Source organism: Pseudomonas sp. GW823-FHT03E05, from assembly GCF_058796855.1.
Genome location: NZ_JBXAJB010000002.1, coordinates 1,037,445 through 1,056,881, shown reverse-complemented (window position 1 = coordinate 1,056,881; position 19,437 = coordinate 1,037,445). Strand labels below are relative to the sequence as shown.

17 protein-coding genes, 1 other RNA gene and 1 pseudogene are annotated in these 19,437 nt (G+C 56.5%); 5 read left to right on the top strand and 14 right to left on the bottom strand.

Going from position 1 to position 19,437, the window contains the following annotated elements; all coding sequences use genetic code 11:
* The 12 genes and pseudogenes from AC1RCO_RS12590 to AC1RCO_RS12535 all read right to left on the bottom strand — a co-directional run bounded on the left by AC1RCO_RS12590 (position 1) and on the right by AC1RCO_RS12535 (position 14,477).
* A complete protein-coding gene (locus AC1RCO_RS12590) occupies positions 1-1,584 on the bottom strand; it encodes an ATP-binding protein (protein WP_492617742.1) in 1,584 nt (527 codons plus the stop codon).
* Positions 1,581-3,011, bottom strand: a complete 1,431-nt coding sequence (locus tag AC1RCO_RS12585; RefSeq protein WP_492617741.1) for a DNA cytosine methyltransferase — start codon at positions 3,009-3,011, stop codon at positions 1,581-1,583. Before AC1RCO_RS12585 ends, AC1RCO_RS12590 begins: the two co-directional genes overlap by 4 nt.
* 128 nt (positions 3,012-3,139) lie before the next feature.
* Positions 3,140-3,586, bottom strand: a complete 447-nt coding sequence (locus AC1RCO_RS12580) for a hypothetical protein (protein ID WP_492617740.1) — start codon at positions 3,584-3,586, stop codon at positions 3,140-3,142.
* Positions 3,583-4,461, bottom strand: coding sequence for a DUF6731 family protein (locus AC1RCO_RS12575; protein WP_492617739.1), 879 nt, complete (start codon positions 4,459-4,461; stop codon positions 3,583-3,585). The genes AC1RCO_RS12580 and AC1RCO_RS12575 overlap by 4 nt, the downstream gene beginning before the upstream one ends.
* Before the next feature lie 781 nt (positions 4,462-5,242).
* Positions 5,243-5,722: pseudogene (locus AC1RCO_RS12570) on the bottom strand (integrase arm-type DNA-binding domain-containing protein); the annotation flags it as partial.
* Between the two features lie 186 nt (positions 5,723-5,908).
* Positions 5,909-6,302, bottom strand: a transfer-messenger RNA (tmRNA) gene (gene ssrA / locus AC1RCO_RS12565).
* Between the two features lie 88 nt (positions 6,303-6,390).
* Entirely contained in the window at positions 6,391-6,678 is a 288-nt protein-coding gene (locus tag AC1RCO_RS12560) for a PA2433 domain-containing protein (protein WP_019095638.1), read from the bottom strand.
* Positions 6,679-6,886: 208 nt separating this feature from the next.
* Positions 6,887-9,697, bottom strand: a complete 2,811-nt coding sequence (locus AC1RCO_RS12555; RefSeq protein WP_492617738.1) for an FAD-binding and (Fe-S)-binding domain-containing protein — start codon at positions 9,695-9,697, stop codon at positions 6,887-6,889.
* Positions 9,694-10,365, bottom strand: a complete 672-nt coding sequence (locus AC1RCO_RS12550) for a LutC/YkgG family protein (protein WP_161467220.1) — start codon at positions 10,363-10,365, stop codon at positions 9,694-9,696. Before AC1RCO_RS12550 ends, AC1RCO_RS12555 begins: the two co-directional genes overlap by 4 nt.
* Entirely contained in the window at positions 10,365-11,819 is a 1,455-nt protein-coding gene (locus AC1RCO_RS12545) for a LutB/LldF family L-lactate oxidation iron-sulfur protein (protein WP_065364634.1), read from the bottom strand. The genes AC1RCO_RS12550 and AC1RCO_RS12545 overlap by 1 nt, the downstream gene beginning before the upstream one ends.
* Positions 11,816-12,640, bottom strand: coding sequence for a (Fe-S)-binding protein (locus tag AC1RCO_RS12540; protein WP_093404858.1), 825 nt, complete (start codon positions 12,638-12,640; stop codon positions 11,816-11,818). Before AC1RCO_RS12540 ends, AC1RCO_RS12545 begins: the two co-directional genes overlap by 4 nt.
* Before the next feature lie 142 nt (positions 12,641-12,782).
* The gene (locus AC1RCO_RS12535) at positions 12,783-14,477 is read right to left on the bottom strand and encodes a lactate permease LctP family transporter (RefSeq protein WP_019095641.1); all 1,695 of its coding nucleotides are present in this window, start codon (positions 14,475-14,477) and stop codon (positions 12,783-12,785) included.
* A 261-nt stretch (positions 14,478-14,738) separates the two neighbouring features.
* Here AC1RCO_RS12535 and AC1RCO_RS12530 point away from each other — a divergent pair, with 261 nt between their 5' ends.
* Complete coding sequence (locus tag AC1RCO_RS12530) at positions 14,739-15,506, top strand: FCD domain-containing protein (RefSeq protein ID WP_011059179.1); 768 nt, start codon at positions 14,739-14,741, stop codon at positions 15,504-15,506.
* An 81-nt stretch (positions 15,507-15,587) separates the two neighbouring features.
* Here AC1RCO_RS12530 and smpB read toward each other — a convergent pair whose 3' ends face one another.
* Positions 15,588-16,070, bottom strand: coding sequence for an SsrA-binding protein SmpB (smpB, locus tag AC1RCO_RS12525; RefSeq protein ID WP_011059180.1), 483 nt, complete (start codon positions 16,068-16,070; stop codon positions 15,588-15,590).
* A gap of 117 nt (positions 16,071-16,187) precedes the next feature.
* Between smpB and AC1RCO_RS12520 the strand changes: the two genes are divergently transcribed.
* From AC1RCO_RS12520 to AC1RCO_RS12510, 3 genes are read left to right on the top strand one after another with little or no spacing between them, the layout of a single operon-like run.
* Complete coding sequence (locus AC1RCO_RS12520) at positions 16,188-17,591, top strand: sodium-dependent transporter (protein WP_492617772.1); 1,404 nt, start codon at positions 16,188-16,190, stop codon at positions 17,589-17,591.
* Positions 17,592-17,598: 7 nt separating this feature from the next.
* A complete protein-coding gene (locus AC1RCO_RS12515) occupies positions 17,599-18,033 on the top strand; it encodes a type II toxin-antitoxin system RatA family toxin (protein WP_011059182.1) in 435 nt (144 codons plus the stop codon).
* A complete protein-coding gene (locus AC1RCO_RS12510; protein ID WP_053149012.1) occupies positions 18,026-18,340 on the top strand; it encodes an RnfH family protein in 315 nt (104 codons plus the stop codon). The genes AC1RCO_RS12515 and AC1RCO_RS12510 overlap by 8 nt, the downstream gene beginning before the upstream one ends.
* A 60-nt stretch (positions 18,341-18,400) precedes the next feature.
* Here AC1RCO_RS12510 and AC1RCO_RS12505 read toward each other — a convergent pair whose 3' ends face one another.
* Positions 18,401-18,928: an outer membrane protein assembly factor BamE gene (locus AC1RCO_RS12505; protein ID WP_011059184.1), complete on the bottom strand. Its 528-nt coding sequence runs from the start codon at positions 18,926-18,928 to the stop codon at positions 18,401-18,403.
* Positions 18,929-19,026: 98 nt separating this feature from the next.
* Here AC1RCO_RS12505 and fur point away from each other — a divergent pair, with 98 nt between their 5' ends.
* Positions 19,027-19,431, top strand: a complete 405-nt coding sequence (fur, locus tag AC1RCO_RS12500; RefSeq protein WP_011059185.1) for a ferric iron uptake transcriptional regulator — start codon at positions 19,027-19,029, stop codon at positions 19,429-19,431.
* Positions 19,432-19,437: the final 6 nt, after the last annotated feature.

Genomic DNA, 19,437 nt, shown 5'->3' with positions numbered 1-19,437 from the left:
TCAAATTTCCTTGCGTCTTAGCGCGCCTCTCAGGAGGCTATTCAAATGGCAAAGTACTACGTGAGGAGGTTCAGAGGTAAGATCTTCAGAAAGTACTAGTGAGATACAAACCGCAGTAGCTATACGTAAGAACAGCTCTATATTTTCGTTGTTAGCACCCAAGAACTCGGAGGAAAACGGATGAGCTAGAGAGACATCTAAACTAATACGCCGCAAACGGCTAGAGTCCTCATCTCCATTTTCCATTTTAGAAAGACTAACCCAATCATTTACGGCAGGATCAATAGATGTTCTGAGTGTTATTACCCAACTCCAATCCCCATCATCTACACTTACTGTCCTTTCGGATGCTTGTAAAGGACTTGACTCAAGCTCTAATGGTAAGGGAGCAGGTGAAGCAGGCTGTTGTCGCGCTTCGATAATTATGGGTGCGACAGTAGACTCAATGTAATCAGCGACAATCTGTGTCGCCTCTATAGCGTTCTGTTCTATGGTGTTTTTTGTAGGCAGAGCTCGGTAGTTTTCAGCTTGAGATAGCAGGTCTAAAGGCTCAGAGCTGATCTCGTTTTTTAGAAGCTCTAAAAAAATATCTTCGTATTCTTCCCAGCGAAAACCATCTTTCGTATGACTAACTTCAAACCCTTCAATGTGGAGTTCTCCGAAAAGTCTTTGATATGGATAACTGTTTGTATTTTTAAAAATGAATGAAGGTCGGTATGTTTCATCATGACTACCTACAATCAACCGGTTCCGCCTAAATAGCGCAAAACCAGCTAAGGGAGTAGATCCAACCTTTCGTAGCGCGACAAAGCCAGAAACCCTTTGACCTGCACCGAAATCGAGATTGATGTCTTTTTTCCACTCAATCTCCGGAGCGGATATGTCAAATACCTGTCCAGGAGCGGAGTACTTCTTACTTCTTAAGATAAGAGGTGGAGTGTACACCAGAGGCTCACCGTTAAAACGAATAACGACGTCTTGATTGCGTAAAAAAACGCGGTAAATGCTAGTGAGATGGTCTTTAATCTTGCCGACTGTTCTTCCTTGAGGAAGATGGTGCAGGTTTTGCAGGTTTACAACTGTATAATGCGACGAAATCTTTACGCGTCTACTTTCCACTTCAAGGCGTTCAATTTTATTATTTATAATATTTTGAACATCGAAGCTTATTAATCTCTCGTCTGCTTCATTCAGAGCTTTAGTTCTAACGCTCCATTTTTCTGCGAACCAACAGGCAGCGCTTTTCATTCCCATACCAAACTCTGAAAGTCCACCCTTCATGTCTGGTACCTGTGCAGCTTTAAACGCTCGGGGAAAGTCTTTAAGCGAAATTCCCGCCGCGTTATCCGTAATTATCAAACTGCCAGGCTTTGTTGTATTCAGCCGTATATCGACAACTAATTTATAGGTCTCATCATTTTCTTGTAATGCTTCATAATTTGCGATGGAGCTTTGAATTGCATTATCTATAAACTCTGCGATTGCAAACCATGCTTTATAATTTAAGTGTCTCAGTACTGAAAGTATGGTTACTTCCGGACGAATTTCAATGGGTGCCACATCTATAATATTGAGGTCATTCATGCAACACTCAACTCACTCGAAAGTTGCAGGCCTGTCCGATCATCCATGTTAAAATCCACTCCTTTTGTAGACATGAGCAATGCACTAGCCACCGCCTCAACAACTTTAGTATTTACGGCATTACCTAGAGCTTTAAAGGCTTGTGTCGAAGTATCCGGAAGAAACGCTAGCTCTTCCATACTTTGAAGTCGCGCACACTCCTTAGGCGTCATGTATCTTCTTTCCCAGCCAATTATTGGCACTTGAGTGTCTGTCATTGCAATTAGGCTAGGAGCAGTTGTTCGTCTCTTTACACGCACCCCAGAAGCACGCATCTGGATGACGTACTGCCATATATCTTGAACGCCGCCTTGTACATTCCACTCTAATTTTTGATGGCTAGAAGCGAAACTTAGAATTTTCGGTAACCAAGGATCAATCCAATCTTTATTATCTTGATAGAATTGCCTATTCTGTCTAATAAAAGTTCGCTTCCAAGTTGGGAACCTCATCTGCTCCGTTCGGGCATGGCTTGGTATAGACTCCCATTTTTTATCGATAGTATCGAGAAGATCCAAGTCTAGTCCATGATTGCCTTTGAACCCATCTAGGGCCTTGCTACCAGCAAGCATCCTTCGCGAGTACGGAGTGTCATTTTCAAAGGGGTAGGTTGCCCCCCATTCCATGGACCATAAAGGATATGATGGAAGCCTAACCCTTTCTGGACACGCCTCAAGAAAATCATTCCATACTTTAAGGCAGTCTGCTATTCGCGTTGAAAATCTTTTAGCATCTGGAGGATTGCTATCAAGCACACTTTCGATCGAAGTTTCGGCGTTTGTTTTTAGTGGCCACTGAAAGTTATCTAATGACTCCTTTGAGCCAACAATATATACACGCTCGCGAATTTGAGGAATGCCAAAATTATGCGGAGATAGCTTCGTCGCTCTCACATGATAACCAAGACCATTGAGTCCTAAAATTTCTTGTATTTTTTCCCAGGTCCGCCCGTCATCATGCTTAAGTAAGTGAGGTACATTTTCAAGAATGAAAAAGGCTGGTTGTTTTTCTTTTAATATTTCCTCTACGTCAAAAAACAGTCCGCCTTGCTTTGTGCATTCAAAACCTAATTGCTCCCCTGCCTTTGAAAATGGCTGACATGGGAAGCCAGCAGCAAGCAAATCGTGATCAGGGACATCGACTGGAGATATTAGCGTCAGATCACCAGAAGGGCGAATTCCAAAATTTTTCTCGTAAAGATCTTGAAGATGAGGTTTCCATTCCGCAGCAAATACACACTCCCCCCCCAATCGATTTAATGCGAGGTGAAAGCCGCCAAGCCCCGAAAATAAATCGATAAAACGGAAATGTGAACCTAGCATGATAGGAGCCCGAGCAAGCACGGCAATTTCACTAAAAAAATCATCTCCATAGACTCCGCTCTCCATGAGTATTGGACCATACCGCTAGCTCACCCATCAAAATCAAGACCTAAAATAGGAATATACTATATTTGCAACAGTTGTTCACCATATTTTATACAGCACCAAATACCAAGTTAATGAGTTAAGCGTGATCACTTTGCGCCGTATTTCAATATCAGCATCATCAGCTTGCTCAGTCTGAAAAGAGTCAAAACACAATAAAATAATGAAAAGAACCAGATATAATAAAAATAGGGGTTAAGCGCTACTATAAAAAATCCTATTAAGCTCAGAGCTACAAAGGCGGAAGCCCCAATTATAGCGGCTACAAAGCAGCCAACTAAATCATTTATATACCCGCTGGATCGTAGTCTTAGCAAGAGTCCGCCTTCCGGCAAAGTCATCAAGATCGCTTGAGATGTAGCCGTAAAGCCTGTCAAAATTGCCCCCAAACTTATCGAGGCCGAAAGAAATGCTGACCGATCACTAACGCCGTAAGCAAAACCAAATGAAATTGATAGTGCTACTAGCAAGGCGGTCAATAATAAAGACGCCACTGCAGGATACCATTTATGAAACAGTCTATGCTGGAGGTTCATGATTTTATCACTGACTGCCAATCTGCGAGCGCTTGTTCCAACATGTTCCAGCGCTGAGCTTGAGTAATTCTTCCCTTGGACTTCTCGGTTATATTAAATGTTTTAGACAGTTTCCCTTCTAATAAGTCAATTGGCTCGGGCCTATGATTGCCATCACTTGCCCTTACCTCAGCAGATTCTATCGCGTCACTTTGGACAAGTTTCTTAAGCCAACCGATCATCGGAAGCACACTTAAGCCATTTTCAGCTTTGCGTTTTCGTGTTGAGACCTCAATTGTAATATAATCACCATGTAGTGGCATCGACGCAGCAAGGGCGCTTTGAATGGATAGGTTTCCTTCCAAAAGCTCCGGGGTTAGTGATGCTGTAGCTACCTTAACTTTAACCTTTGTAAAATGTTTTGCCTGTTCCAAACGCGCAAACGCATCTTCTCGCATTTTTACACTTAGCTCATAGACGTAAGACTGGCTGTCATTGAGGTATATACTTAAATACTTTTCGATGGCAGATGCTCTTGCGCCATTATGATTATGCTGAATTAATAGCCAGCCTCGACCATCTCGTCCACGCACAAAAAGCGCAGCGGTATCTTCTGCGAAAGAATGCCCATCGGTTAAAGTAATGTCTTTAATATGGGTAGTCCGGCCGCCTTGACCTGGCCCATCCCAACGAAATTTTCCAAAATCCATTAGCCAAAAGGCTTTTTCATCTGAAGGCGGTTCAATTTTATCGATCCGAAGTTCGTAATCGCTAAATGTTCTAAGTCTGTCTTCTAGAGATGCAGAACTTACAGATTCGAGTACCGATTCCAACTGTACTTTAGCTAGGCGTTCATCAACTGCAAAAAGATGTACGCGAATTATTTTTTTTGTCACTCTATTCTTCCCTGAAATCGCTCGATTAGAGGTCTAAACCTCTTACTTGAAATTTGCTTTTGCTTAACCTTGAAATGGTAGCATAACGCCACTCCGCTGCCACGCTAGATTGCCATCTACGAAATCCCGTAGATACCGCAGAGTATTTGCGGCTGGTTGGCAGCTTTCGTTGAGATGCAGAGCCTATTGATACTGCATGCTTATGTTGTCGCGGCTTCACATTTACGCTTTGCTTCGTTGCGGTCAATCCCGCGACCGGGCGTCAGAACCTGAATCAAAACCAAGGCGCGGTTTCTTCCATTCTGCACAGGCAGCACTTCGAGTGCTAGCTGCTGCTTTTCTATGTCGAACCGTGCTGGGCAGGCTTAGGCCTGGCCGGTTCCTTGGTTTCCGGTTTCTGACCCCCGTACGGTTTACCACCCTATGCTGCGTCAGAACGGTGGATGGCAATCCTTAATCAAACCAAGGAGATAAGGAAAATGGCATGCCCGCCTTTTAAGCTCGTGCTCCACCCTGGCTATTTGGTTCAAGCTGCAAACTATCTCGGAGGACATCCGTGATGTTTGATCTCTCGCTACTAGTCAGCCTCCCCAAATCCAACACCATCGATACTGCATCGCTCACTCCTGAAGATGCTGCGAATAAACTACGGCAGGCTGCCACTCTTCGGCTTAATGGAGCACAAAGCATTCTGCTGCATTTTCCGCAGGACGTTTAGCTGGCTGTTGAACTCCTGGATGATGCTGCAGTGTTGTTTGACAAGGCGTTCCGGTGCTTGCCTTTGAAGCAGTTTGATGACCATCGGCGTGTTCACTTCCGATAACGGCGTTGATTTCATGCTTGGAAAAGCACGTAGTGTGAGCGAGCGCCAGATGTCTTCGGCATACGCCGGAGTGACGGAATCCTTCTTCAATTTGAACCACGCGGTGGCTACGTCCTCGAACGTATGTTCCGTTTCCGCTCGTTTTGCTTCCTGCAATTCATTGCGTTGAGCTTTGGGGTCGATGCCCTGTACAAGCAGCTCTCTAGCCTCAACGGTTTTCTTCCTGGCTTGCGCAAGAGAAACCTCGGGATAGGAGCCGAGTGCCATGTTGATTCGGTGCTTGGTTACGGGATGCCGGTAGTTGAAATTCCACTGCATCGAGCGATTGACCCTGACTCGCAGCTGATGCCCGTCGCCATCGGTGAGGACGTAATCCTTGTCTTTCGGTTTGACCGCCTTGAGCTGACGGTCGGAGGGGCGAGTGGTTTGAGCGCACATGAGAAGTACTCCATGACACCTTTTGGCATTCCCAAGATTGGCCCGGGTAGCCGGGAATACCATTGGGAATACCAAACCGCCTGGAACTCAAAAAACCTGGAAAGCCTCTCGCAGCCCTGAAAATCCCGTATTCATTGGATTTCAGGCACAAAAAAAGACGTCCATGGACGTCTTTTATTGTTGAGTTGGTGGAGCCGGGGGGATTTGAACCCCCGTCCGCCAGTACTCCGCTGTCGGTACTACATGCTTAGCCGTGTCTATTGAGTTAACCCTCAGCGACCCGACGGGCAGGGTGCTTTGGGCGAGTTGTGTAAGTTTTAGCCGCTTCGTCCACAACGTACTGCACGGCGATTCTGTTCTATATGACAATCATTTTGGGTTTACAGACATCCCCTGATGATTGCTGGACCCGAAGGTACCAGGGGGGAAGGGCTAAGGCTGCTTACGCAGCGAGAGCGTAATCCCCGTAGGTTTCGTCATTGGCAACTATAGGAAGTTGCAACAGTGGATTTACGAGTTCTGTTACCAACTCGGCATGCACCTAAAGTTTCGCAACCGGCGTCGAATCCTAAACGGCCCCGAACCTGTTGTGCATTACCAACAGGTGGACGGATTCTACGCTAACCGAGGCCAGAAGGCCAACCCGAAGGTTGGCCCAGTGCATCGGCCTACTGATCGCCCTTGGTGTTGTTCTGCAATTTCTGGATCGCCTGGGTGGTCAGGGAGATGCAATTCTTGGTGCCTTGCTCGGTGCCCTTGGCCTGTTCGGCGGTGGCTTGCTGCACCGTGGCGTCGATGTCGCTGCTCAGGTCCGAGCTCATGGCTTCGGTGCTGACCTTGGCATCCTTGATCTTTTGCAGGTTGATCTGGCACAGGTCCTCTTGCCCGGCGGCAAACACCGGGGAGGCCAGCATCGCGGCGGTAATGAACAGTCCAGCCAGTGCGGAACGCTTCATGGTTATCTCCTTGATCGCAGGGGCTCGGTGTTGCCGGTCAACAGGGCCGGCGGCCGAGTGGGCTAAGCCCTTTTTTGCGGGCCTAGAAAATGGACTGTAGCCGCGCGCTGGGGTTCTGTTTTTTTTTCGAAGGAATGAAAAAGCCAGGGGCGTTTTCCGCCAGGCACAAAAAAGGGGCGAAAACGCCCCTTTTTTCCGGCTCGATGGCTCAGAGCGCCTTGGCCCGGGTTACCCGATCCACCAGGTAGACCAGCCCGTGATAGTCGATCCCGCCATGCTGGCTGAGGCCGATTTCGCAGGTGCGGCTGGTGGAGATGCCTTCGCTGCAATACTGCACCGCGTCCTTGAGGCTGCGCAGGGAGTGGGCGTTGAGCTCCGGGGTGGTGAAACCCTTGTCGCCGGCGAAACCACAGCAGTGGATGCCTTCGGGGATTACCACATTCTTGCTGCAACGCCGGGCCAGTTCGATCAAGGCCTGGCTCTCGCCCAGGTGCTGGGTGCTGCAGGTGACGTGCACCGCGATCGGCGCTTCCTGCGGCGTGAACTCCAGGCGCTCCAGCAGGTGGGTGCGGATGAAACGTACCGGATCGTAGAGGTCCAGGCGCACGTCCCCCAGGTCTTGCACCAGGCGCAGGGTGCAGGGGCTGGTGTCGCAGTAGATCGGGTCGAGGCCGCCGCGGCTGGCGTGGAGCAGGGCGCCGATCAGTTCCTGGCGCTTGTCCTCGGCCTGGGTGGCGTAGCCCTTGGAGGCGAACGGCTGGCCGCAGCAGAGGTTGTCCAGGTTGTCCGGCAGCACTACTTGATAACCGGCCTTTTCCAGCAGGCCGCGGGTTTTCTCGTAGAGCGAGCTTTGCTCCTTGTCGCCCGCCGCTGGCCCCATGACCCGGGACACACAGGCTGCCAGGTACACCACCCGCGGACGCGCGTCGCTGACGCTCGGGCTGAAGCGAATGGCCTTTTCCGGCTGAGGCATGGCGCTGCTCCACTGCGGCACCTGGCCTTTGGATAGGCGTGTCAGGCTCGCCGACAGCTTGCTCAGGCGCGGCGCGCCCAAGAGCATGCGCGCACCGTTGGCCACGTGCAGGGTGAAGCGGGCGCCCTGCAAGGTGGTGGCAAAGTGCGAGCCGAGCCAGTCGGCGGTGCCGTTATGGGTGGCGTGTTCACTGCGCAGTTTCTTCACCAGCTCGCCGGTGTTGATGCCCACTGGGCAGCGCTGGGCGCACAGCCCGGTGGCGGCGCAGGTGTCGATGCCCTGGTATTGATAGGCCGCTTCCAGCTCGGACGTATCGATGCCGGCCCGTTTACGCGCCTGGATATCACGCCAGATGACGATGCGCTGGCGCGGGCTCAGGGTCAGCCCCTTGGACGGGCACACCGGCTCGCAGAAGCCGCATTCGATGCACTTATCCACAATCTCGTCGGCCGCCGGCAGTGGCTTGAGGTGCTTGAGGTGGATCTGCGGGTCTTCGCTGAGTACCACGTCCGGGTTGAGGATGTTGTTGGGGTCCAGCAGGCGCTTGAGCTGCCACATCAGCTGGTAGGCATCGCTGCCCCATTCCAGCTCGACGAAGGGGGCCATGTTGCGCCCGGTGCCGTGCTCGGCCTTCAGCGAACCGCCGAATTCCACCGCCACCAGTTGCGCCACGTCGTCCATGAACGCCTGGTAGCGGTTCACTTCCTCGCTGCTGTTGAAGCCCTGGGTGAAGACGAAGTGCAGGTTGCCCTCCAGGGCGTGGCCGAACAGGATCGCTTCGTCGTAGTGGTGCTTGTCGAACAGCTCGATCAGGCGGTTGACGCCGATGGCCAGCTGTTCCACGGGGAAGGTCACGTCTTCGATGATCACCGTGGTGCCGGTCTTGCGCACCGCGCCCACCGCCGGGAAGGTGTCCTTGCGGATCGCCCAGAGCTTGGCGTTTTCCTGCGGGTCTTCAGTGAAGTCCACCTGCTTTTCCACCGGGAAGGCGGCCAGGGAATTCATGATCTGCGCCAGTTGCTCATGCAGCAGAGACGAGGATGCGGCGCGGGACTCGATCAGTAGCGCGCAAGCGTTGGCCGAGAGTTGCTGGACGAAGGCCGGCATGCCGGGCTTGTCCTGCACCGAGCGCAGGCTGCGGCGGTCCAGCAGTTCCACCGCCGACACCGGCTGGCTCTTGAGCACGGTCACCGCGTTGCAGCAGGTTTCCACATCGGGAAAGACGATCAGCGCCGACGCCTTGTTCGGGTGGTCGATCACCGTGTCGTAGGTCACTGCGCTGATAAAGCCCAGGGTGCCCTCGGAACCCACCAGCAGGTGGCTGAGGATGTCCAGTGGCTCGTCGAAATCCACCAGGGCATTGAGGGACAGGCCGGTGGTGTTTTTCAGCCGGTATTTGTGGCGGATCTTCGCTGCCAGCTCGCTGTTGGCGCGGGTGCTGCGGCCCAGCTCGGCCAGGCGCTCCAGCAGCGGACCATGGCTGGCGCGGAAGGCGGCGATGCTGGCCTCATCCTCGGTATCCAGACGCGTGCCATCGGCCAGTACCAGGCGAATGCCGGCCAGGGTGTGATAGGTGTTCTGCGCGGTACCGCAGCACATGCCACTGGCATTGTTGGCGACGATGCCACCGATCTTGCAGGCGTTGATCGAGGCCGGATCGGGGCCGATCTTGCGCCCGAAAGGTGCCAGCCAGGCATTGGCCTGGGCGCCGATCACACCAGGCTGCAGACGAATCTGCGTACCCTGGTGGCGAATCTCCTTGCCGTTCCAGTTATCCCCCAGAACGATCAGCACCGAGTCGCTGATGGCCTGCCCGGAAAGGCTGGTGCCCGCCGCGCGGAAGGTCACCGGCACCCGGTCGCGCTGGGCCAGCTGGAGCAGGGTCACCACTTCATCTTCGGACTCGACGCGGATCACCAGCTTGGGGATCAGCCGGTAGAAGCTGGCGTCGGTGCCGAAGGCCAGGGTCGAGAGCGGGTCGTCGAAGCGCCGCTCCTGGGGAATCAGTTGCTGGGCATCACGCAGAAAAGCGGCCGGTAGGCTCATTGGTCCTCCAGGATCAGCACCACCAGGTCTTTCGGGCCGTGGGCGCCGTAAGCCAGGACTTGCTCGATATCAGCGGTCTTCGACGGGCCGGACACCAGCAGCGCGTTGGTCGGCATGCCGGCGGCCCAGTTCATCTGTTGCTGCACCTGATAGAAGTTGTCGCGGATCTCGCTGGCCTTGAGCAGGGCGAAATGCACCGGCGGCACCAGGCTCATCAGCCGCGGTTCTTCCCGGGTTGGCCAGAGGATCAGGCTGCCGGTGGCGGCGATGGCGCCCAGGGTGGTCGTGAGGCTGGCCGGGGTGTCGTTGAATAGCTCGGCTTTCCATTCTTCCACCGGGCGGTCGTAGGCCTTGAGCGCCGGCAGTTGCGGGTGCTCGGCCCAGTACTGGGTGACCCGCTGGCCGTGGGGCGTGCCGGGGGCGATCAGCAGGCTGGGCAACTGGCGTTCCTGCAGCAGGCGGGCCAGCAGTTCGGGCCAACCGGCGCCGGTGCTCAGGTGGATTTCGGTGTGCACTGCTTCCATCTGTTTGCGCAGCTGCGGGATGCGTTGTTCCGCGCTGTAGCTGTAAGGCTCGGTGACCAGCGCCTCATCGAAGTTATCCACAATCGGCGTGGTGCCGCTCAGGCTGTTGCGCAGCTTGGCGAGGATGTTGTGTTTCGCGCTCATCAGCGGTCTCCCTGCTTGTCCAGGTGCTCACGGGCCAGGTCGTGCAGCGACCGGGCGGCGGGTTTTGGCGCACTGTGGTTCTGCGTCCAGGGGCCGACCTTGCTCGGGGCGAGGGCGCGCAGGCGGGTGGCGGCCAGGGTGAACAGGCGATACAGGGTCGGCGAGCTGTTGAGGCGGGCCCAGGCGTTCCAGATGAAACGTTCCTTGCGCGAGTACTTGCTGCCCTGGCCGCGCATCACTTGATGGGGGCTGTCCGGGGCCTTGACGTTCTCTTCCCGCAGGCGCCGCAGCAGCGCCGGGATCGGGATCTTCACCGGGCAGACTTCGCCACAGGCGCCGCACAGTGACGAGGCGCTGGGGTGATCCGGCACCTTGGCCAGGCCCACCATGTGCGGGGTGATGATCTTGCCGATCGGCCCCGGGTAGACCTCGCCGTAGGTGTGGCCGCCGACCCGGGTGTAGACCGGGCAGTGGTTCATGCAGGCGCCGCAGCGGATGCAGTTCAGGGTCTGGCGCAGTTCGCTGTCGGCAAACGCCTGGCTGCGGCCGTTGTCCAGCAGCACCAAGTGCACTTCCTGGGGGCCGTCCAGCTCATGCTCTTTGCGCGGGCCGGAGATCATGTTGACGTAGGTGGTGATGGGCTGGCCCAGGGCCGAGCGGGTCAGCAGCGAGAGCAGGGGGACCACGTCCCGCAGGTTCTCGACGACTTTCTCGATCCCGGTGACGGCGATGTGCACTGGCGGCACGGTGGTGGACATGCGCCCGTTGCCTTCGTTTTCCACCAGCAGCAGGGTGCCGGTCTCCGCTACGGCGAAGTTGACGCCGGAGACGCCGATATCGGCTTCGAAGAATTTCTGCCGCAAGACCTTGCGACCGATCTGAATGAGTTGGTCAACGTCCTTGGTGTACTCCACGCCGAGTTTGTCGTGGAACAAGGACGCGACCTGACCGGCATTCTTGTGGATCGCCGGCATAATGATGTGTGAAGGCTTCTCGTGGTCGAGCTGGACGATGAACTCGCCCATGTCCGACTCAAGGCATTCAATGCCTTGTTCAGCGAGGACATGGTTCATTTCCATCTCTTCGCTGACCATCGATTTGCCCTTGATCACTTGCCGCGCCTCGTGAGCGCGGATGATCGAGAGGACGATGCCATTGGCTTCGTCCACCGTTTCCGCCCAGTGCACTGTCACACCGTTGCGGGTCAGGTTCTGTTCCAGGCGCTCGAGCAGGTCGGGCAGCTTGGATAACGCCCGGGCGCGAATCGCATTGCCCAGGGCGCGCAGGTGTTCTCTTTCGTGGGCATCGCTGAAAGAGGCCGCACGCTTGGCCATGAGTGAATCCATGGCGCTGCGAAAGTTGTTTCGCAGTTGTTGGTCGCCCAGGGCCTGGTGGGCCCGGGTGCGAAAATCGTCCGCCACGTTGGTGGTCGGAATCAGCTCTGGGGTGCTCATTGCGCACCTCCAGTACGTTGCCAGAGGAAGCTCGCCAGGTGCTGGCCGCGCAATGCCTCTTGTTGTTTCTCCAGCGCGCCGTTGATGTTCATCAGGCAGCCGCAATCGGCACTCAGTACCTGGTGGGCGCCGGATTCCTTCAGCGCCCGGGTCTTGTCCGCGACCATGGCGCCGGAGATGTCCGGCATTCGGACGCTGAAAGTCCCGCCAAAGCCACAGCATTCGCTTTCGTGGCTGTGTTCTACCCGTTCCACGTTGCTCAGCTGTGACAGCAACTCACGGCCGTGCAGGTGGGTGTTCATTTCCCGGCGTGCCGAGCAGGAGGTGTGCAGCGCCACCTTGACCGGTGCGCCGCTGTCCTTGAGCTGCACCTTGCACACGTGCAGGAGGAACTCGGCCAGTTCAAAGGTGCGGGCAGCCAGGGCCTGCACCTGTTTCAGCGTTTCGGGCTCGTCCTTGAACAAGTCCGCGTAATGCTCGCGCAACATGCCTGCGCAGGAACCCGACGGCACCACCACCGGATAGTCGCCGGCAAACAGCGCCAGTTGCGAGCGGGCCACGGTGCGCGCCTGCTCGGTGTAACCCGAGGTGTAGGCCGGTTGTCCGCAGCAGCTTTGCCCTTGCGGGTAATCCACGCGAATGCCTTCGCGCTCCAGCAGGTGAATCGCGTCCATCCCGGCTTCGGGATAGAACAGGTCGACCACGCAGGTGCCGAACAGGTAGACCCGCGCCGGCTTCGCACTAGGGTACTGCCGGGGTTCGGCCAGCGGCGGTGCGACACGGGTCGCATTGGGCACGGCGTTGTAGAAAAGCTCGCTCATCAGGCGTGTCTCCGGGTGGTCCCGGTTATTCGTCCGTTGCGGCGGCTGAAAGATAAACCAGCAAGCTTTCAGCAGCCTTGCAGACCGGGTGGTGAATGACTGACGCCGCGGGTGAGGGCGGCGTCGGTTCCATCGGTGTTGCTTAGTGCACCAGCATGCCGGTGAACCAGTAGGCCTGGGCCAGGGTGATCAGACCGACAATAGTGGCAAAGAACAGACTGTGCTTGAGGGTGAAGCGGAACAGGTCCGATTCCTTGCCCACCAGGCCGGTGGCGGCGCAGGCCACGGCGATCGATTGCGGCGAGATCATCTTGCCGGTTACGCCGCCGCTGGTGTTGGCCGCGACCAGCAGTGTGTCATTGACCCCGATCTGGTGTGCGGTGGTGGCCTGCAGCGAGCTGAACAGGGCGTTGGACGAGGTATCGGAGCCGGTGAGGAACACCCCGAGCCAGCCCAGGAACGGCGAGAAGAACGGGAACGCCGCGCCAGTCGCTGCCAGGACCAGGGCCATGGTCGAAGACATGCCCGAGTAGTTGGTGACGAAGGCGAACGCCAGCACCATGCCGATGGACAGGATCGGCCAGCGCAGCTCGTAGAAGGTCTCTTTCAAAGTGGTCAGACCAGTTTTGAAGTCGATCTTCAGCACCAGCATGGAGATCAGCGCGGAGAAGAAGATCGCCGTGCCGGTGGCCGAGATCGGGTCGAGCTTGAATACCGCCGGGATGGCCGTTGGCGTGGTCACGATCGGTGCCATCTTGATCACCAGCTGATCCAGGTGCGGGATGGCGAAGTTGAACACCCAGCCGTACATCGAGCCGCCGGCAGCGAACATCGCCTTGAAGGGCTTGAGGGTCCAGATGGTCACCAGCACGGTGAGGATCAGGAACGGCGACCAGGCCTTGAAGATCTGGCCCAGGCTGTAGGGTGAGGCCTGGGTTTGGCGTGGCTGGCCGAAGCCACCGGCACTGGCGGTGATGGCCGCGCTGGAGGTGGCACCAGCAATCTGCGCGCCGGCGGTGCGCTTGGGTTGCCAGATTTTCAGGAACAGGGTCAGGGAGATCAGGCTGGCCAGGGCCGAGGTGATGTCCGGCAGTTCTGGGCCGATGAAGTTCGAGGTGAAGTACTGGGTGACGGCGAAGCTCAGGCCTGCTACCAGAGCGGCCGGCCAGGTCTCTTTGACGCCACGCATACCGTCCATCATGAACACCAGCCAGAACGGCACGAACAGCGACAGCAGCGGCAGTTGGCGGCCGGTCATGGCGCCGATCTTGAAGGCGTCGATGCCGGTCACCTGGCCGGCGACGATGATCGGAATCCCCAGGGCGCCGAAGGCCACGGGCGCGGTGTTGGCGATCAGGCACAGGCCGGCGGCGTACAGCGGGTTGAAGCCAAGGCCCACCAGCAGGGCGGCGGTGATCGCCACTGGCGCACCGAAGCCTGCCGCACCTTCGAGGAAGGCGCCGAAGCAGAAACCGATCAGCAGCACCTGCAGGCGCTGGTCGTCGGTGATCGAAAGCACCGAGCTGCGGATGATTTCGAACTGGCCGCTCTTCACGGTCAGCTTGTAGAGGAAAACGGCGGCGACAATGATCCAGGCGATGGGCCACAGACCGTAGGCAAATCCATAGCCAGCGGCAGCGAGGGCCATGTCGGCGGGCATCTGGAAGGCGAAGATCGCCACCAGGATCGACAAGGCCAGGGTGATACTCCCGGCGACGTGTCCTTTGAGACGGAACACGGCCAGAGCCAGGAAGAAGAACACGATCGGGATGACGGCGGCGAGGGCGGACAGGCCGAGGCTGCCAAGCGGGCTATAGAGCTGTTGCCAGGTTTGCATAATGGGGTGGCCCCTAATTGTTGTTGGTCAGGCACTGCTAGCGTTTTGGTTAATTGGTAAGACCAATTTACAATCGCTGTTGGCTAGGGTAAAAGCCTTGTGCTCGGTGTGTCAATTTGCCGCCCTAAAACTTTTGTCGAATGCGCTATGGCGCGGGCATCTGATCGGTGCAAATGGCCGTGTTCTGACAGGTGTTGGCGCGCCATGAATAGGCCAGAATAGAGCCCCCCGGCGAAGGGTCGGGAGGGGGGAGAGTGAGTTATGGGGTTTGATCAGATACGCCAGCGCCGTTTGTCCGACGATATCGTCGAGCGTCTGGAAGGGATGATTCTTGAAGGCACCTTGAAGGCTGGCGAGCGGCTGCCGGCCGAGCGCGCCCTGGCCGAGCAGTTTGGTGTCTCCCGGCCCTCACTGCGCGAAGCGATCCAGAAATTGACGGCCAAGGGGTTGCTGATCAGCCGCCAGGGTGGCGGCAACTACGTGGTGGAATCCCTGGGCTCGACCTTCAGCGATCCTCTGCTGCACCTGCTGGAAAACAACACCGATGCCCAGCGCGATCTGCTGGAGTTCCGGCATACGCTGGAAGCGTCCTGCGCCTATTACGCGGCGCTGCGGGCGACGGCAGTGGATCGTGAGCGACTGACTCAAGCCTTCGAGGAGTTGCAGGATTGTTATTCCCGTTCCGACGATGTCAGTCGTATCGAGGAGGGTGCGGCGGATGCCAAGTTCCATCTGGCGATTGCCGAGGCCAGCCACAACGCCGTGCTGCTGCACACCATTCGCGGGCTGTTCGACCTGCTCAAGCGCAATGTGGTGACCAACATTGGCGGCATGTACAAGCAGCGTACGGAAACCCGCGACATGCTGATCAGCCAACACCGCGACCTGTACCAGGCGATTATCGAAGGGCGGGCCGAAGAGGCACGGGAAATCTCCAGCCGGCACATTCTCTATGTGCAGGAGGTGCTCGAAGAAGTGCGTCAGGAAGTGCAGCGAGTGGCCCGGGCCGAACGGCGCAAGGGCATGTAATGCAAATCGCCGGCAAGTCGGCTCCTACCTGGGTTCTGTAGGAGCCGGCTTGCCGGCGAAAACGACCTCAAGGCAGGAAGATCAGTCTTCCTTGCCCTTGGTCCGCACCGCACGCTGCAGTTCGCGATCGGAATCGCGCTCGCGTTCGGTATGACGCTTGTCGTATTCCTTCTTGCCCTTGCCCAGTGCGATCTCACACTTGACCAGGTGCTTGCTCCAGTAGAGCGAAAGGCATACGCAGGCATAACCCTTCTGTTGCACGGCGGCAAACAGCTTTTCCAGCTCGCGCTGGTTGAGCAGCAGCTTGCGCGAGCGCGTAGGGTCGGCAATGACGTGGGTGCTGGCGGTGGTCAATGGCGTGAAGTGGCTGCCGAGCAACCAGGCTTCACCATCCTTGAGCAGCACATAACTGTCCACCAGCTGTGCCTTGCCTGCACGCAGACTCTTTACTTCCCAGCCGGCCAGGACCATGCCAGCCTCGAACCGATGTTCGATGAAGTAATCGTGACGCGCCTTTTTATTTTGCGCGATGGTCCCTGTTGGGTGTTTCTTCTGTTTAGCCATAGGGGCGGCATTATAGGGAGTTGCGCGCGCGTCGGCTACGGTGACGCAGCGTGCTTGAGCAGGTTGATTGAATCCCGGACAATGCGCGCTCTTTTTTTTCGGTTGGGCGTGTTAACGATGTCGACAGACAGGGTCTCTGTCCACGGCGGCTGGGCAAGCCGCTGGGTCTTTATACTCGCTGCAACTGGTTCGGCCGTGGGCCTGGGGAGCATCTGGAAATTCCCCTACATGGTCGGCGTCTATGGTGGTGGTGCCTTTGTCCTGGTGTTTCTGGCGTGTATTGCGCTGATCGGGTTGCCGGTGATGCTGGCGGAAACCCTGATTGGCCGCCGCGCGCGGCAAAGCCCGGCGAATGCCCTGAAGGTGCTGGCCCTGGAGGCCGGGCATTCGGCCAAGTGGTCCTGGGGCGCCTTTGCCGGAATGATCACGGCGCTGCTGATCCTCTCCTTCTATAGCGTGGTGGGTGGTTGGTCCCTGGACTACATCATCGACATGGGGCGCGGCGATTTTCAGGGTGTCACGGCGGATCAGGTCGGCGCCTATTTTTCCGCGGTGACGGCCGATCCCTGGCGCCTGACCCTGTGGCACACGCTGTTCATGCTGTTGTCGGCGCTGGTGATTGCCAAGGGTGTGGTGGCCGGGCTTGAGCGCAGCTTGCGGGTCATGATGCCACTGCTGTTCGTGATGTTGCTGGTGCTGCTGGGCTACAGCATGACCACCGGGCATTTCATGCAGGGCCTGCACTTCATGTTCGACTTCAGCCTGGAGCGTTTGCTGGACGGGCTGTTGCCAGCCATGGGGCACGCGTTCTTTTCCCTCAGCGTGGGAGTGGGCTCGATCATGATCTACGGCGCCTACATGCCCAAGCATTCGTCCCTGGCCGGCACCGTGGTCGGGGTGGCGCTGCTGGATACCTTCGTTTCGCTGGTGGCTGGGATGGCCCTGTTCCCCATTGTATTTGCCGCCGGGCTGAACCCCAGCGAAGGGCCGGGGCTGATGTTCATCAGCCTGCCGTTTGCCTTCGGGAATGTGGCGTTCGGCCAGCTTATGGGCGTAGTGTTCTTTATCCTGGTGGCGATCGCTGCCTGGAGTTCGGCCATTTCCTTGTTGGAGCCGATGGTGGCTTATCTCGTCGAGAGGACTAAAATCCGCCGCGGCTGGGTGACATTCTGGCTGGCGTTCAGTTGCTGGTTCGTGGGATTGGGAACGGTGTTCTCTTTCAACATCTGGCAACAGGCCAAATTTTTCGTGAACGAAGGCGGCGTTTTTCATCTCTACCGATGGGGCGCGGCCGGCGGTCTGGACTTCTTTGGTGTGATCGACTTTTTCACCTCGCGGATCATGTTGCCTCTTGGCGGTTTGTGCTTCGTGGTATTTGCAGGTTGGGTGATGGGCCGTGAGGCAGTTCGTGATGAGCTGTCGTTACGTAGCCCGCTGTTGTTCGCTCTGGCCTTGTTTTTGATGCGCTATGTGGCGCCCGTCGGCATTCTTGTGGTGTTTGCCGCCCAGTTGTGGAAATGAAGCTCACATGACGACCCATATTCAACGTTCGGCCCTTCTGCCCTATCCGGCGCAGTTCCTTTACGACCTGGTCAATGACGTGGCCCGGTACCCGGAGTTTCTGCCCTGGTGCTCGTCGGCCGAGGTGCTGGAAAGCAGCGAAGAGCGGATGCGCGCGAGCCTGGCGGTGGCCAAGGGCGGCATGAGCCAACGCTTCGTTACCTGCAACAATCTGGTGCCGGGGCAGTCGATCGAGATGAATCTGGAGGAGGGGCCATTCAATCAGTTGCATGGCGTGTGGGTGTTCAAGCCGCTGGGCGAGAAGGCCTGCAAGATCAGCCTTGATCTGTCTTTCGATTATGCGGGGCCTTTGGTTCGAGCGACCTTGGGGCCGCTGTTCAACCAGGCGGCGAATACCCTGGTGGACGCTTTCTGCCAGCGGGCCAAGCAGTTGCATGGCTGAGCCGATGATTTCGATTGAGGTGGCCTACGCGGCTGTCGATCGCCAGGCGTTGATCAGTGTGCAGGTGCCTCAGGGGTCGACGCTGCGTGCAGCCTTGCAGGCTTCAGCCATAGGGCAGCAGTTTCCCGAACTGGATCTGGCGGCTTGTCCGGTGGGGATCTTCGGCAAGCAGGTCAGTGACCCTGAACAGCATGTGATTCAGGCGGGGGATCGGATCGAGGTCTATCGCCCATTGCTGGCCGATCCGAAAGAGGTTCGGCGTCTGCGGGCGGCGAAAGCGGCCGAGGCTCGCAAGCGCGAATCGTGATTGATGGTGACAGGCAATAAAAAGCCCGGGCATGCCCGGGCTTTTTTATTTCGCCACAAATTATTCCGGCGAAGTATCCAGTGGTTCAGGCGTAGGAACTGGCACGGTTTTCACGCCATCCACGTCCTTCTGGATCTGGTCGAGCAGCGAGCCAGGCTTGGCTGGTTTCTCGGCTTTTGGTTTTTCGACGTTCTCGGCAGGCGCTGTCACGGTGTTGGCGCTGTCCTTGCCCAGCAGGGCTTCGTCGCGGCTTACACCTGGCATGAAGTCACCGGCCAAGCTGACCAACTGGTCGTTGCCGTTGAAGATCAGGCTCACGCGTTCCTGTTGGCGTTCACCACCACCAGGCTGCAGGCTGTAGAGATAATCCCAGCGATCGGCATGGAACGTGTCGGTCAACAGAGGGTTGCCCATGATAAACCGTACTTGCCGTCGGGTCATTCCGGGGCGCAACTGGTCTATCATGTCCTGCGTGACGACATTGCCCTGCTGGATGTCGATTTTGTAAACCCCGGGGAATGAACAACCGGCGAGTGCGAGCAGTCCCACGAAGGTGAAACTGGTTAGCAAGAGCTTGGTGTTTTGCATCGGTGGGCGACTTCCACTATCTTGGCTGGGACAACGTAAACCCCGATCATACCCGCATTAAGAGAAGCTGCGAAGCAGCATCGGCGAGAAAGCTGACCATGGTTGAAAATAGCGAACTACGTAAAGCCGGCCTCAAAGTGACTCTGCCACGAGTCAAAATTCTACAAATGCTCGATTCCACCGAGCAGCGGCACATGAGCGCTGAGGATGTCTACAAGGCGCTGATGGAAGCTGGTGAGGATGTGGGTCTGGCCACGGTTTACCGTGTACTGACTCAATTCGAAGCAGCCGGACTGGTGGTACGCCATAATTTTGATGGCGGTCACGCTGTATTCGAGCTGGCGGATGGCGGTCACCACGACCATATGGTCAACGTGGAGTCTGGTGAAGTGATCGAATTCTTCGACGAAGAAATCGAAAAGCTTCAGAAGGCGATTGTCGAAAAGCACGGTTTCGAGTTGGTGGATCACAATCTTGTGCTGTACGTGCGCAAGAAGAAGTAAGCCCCT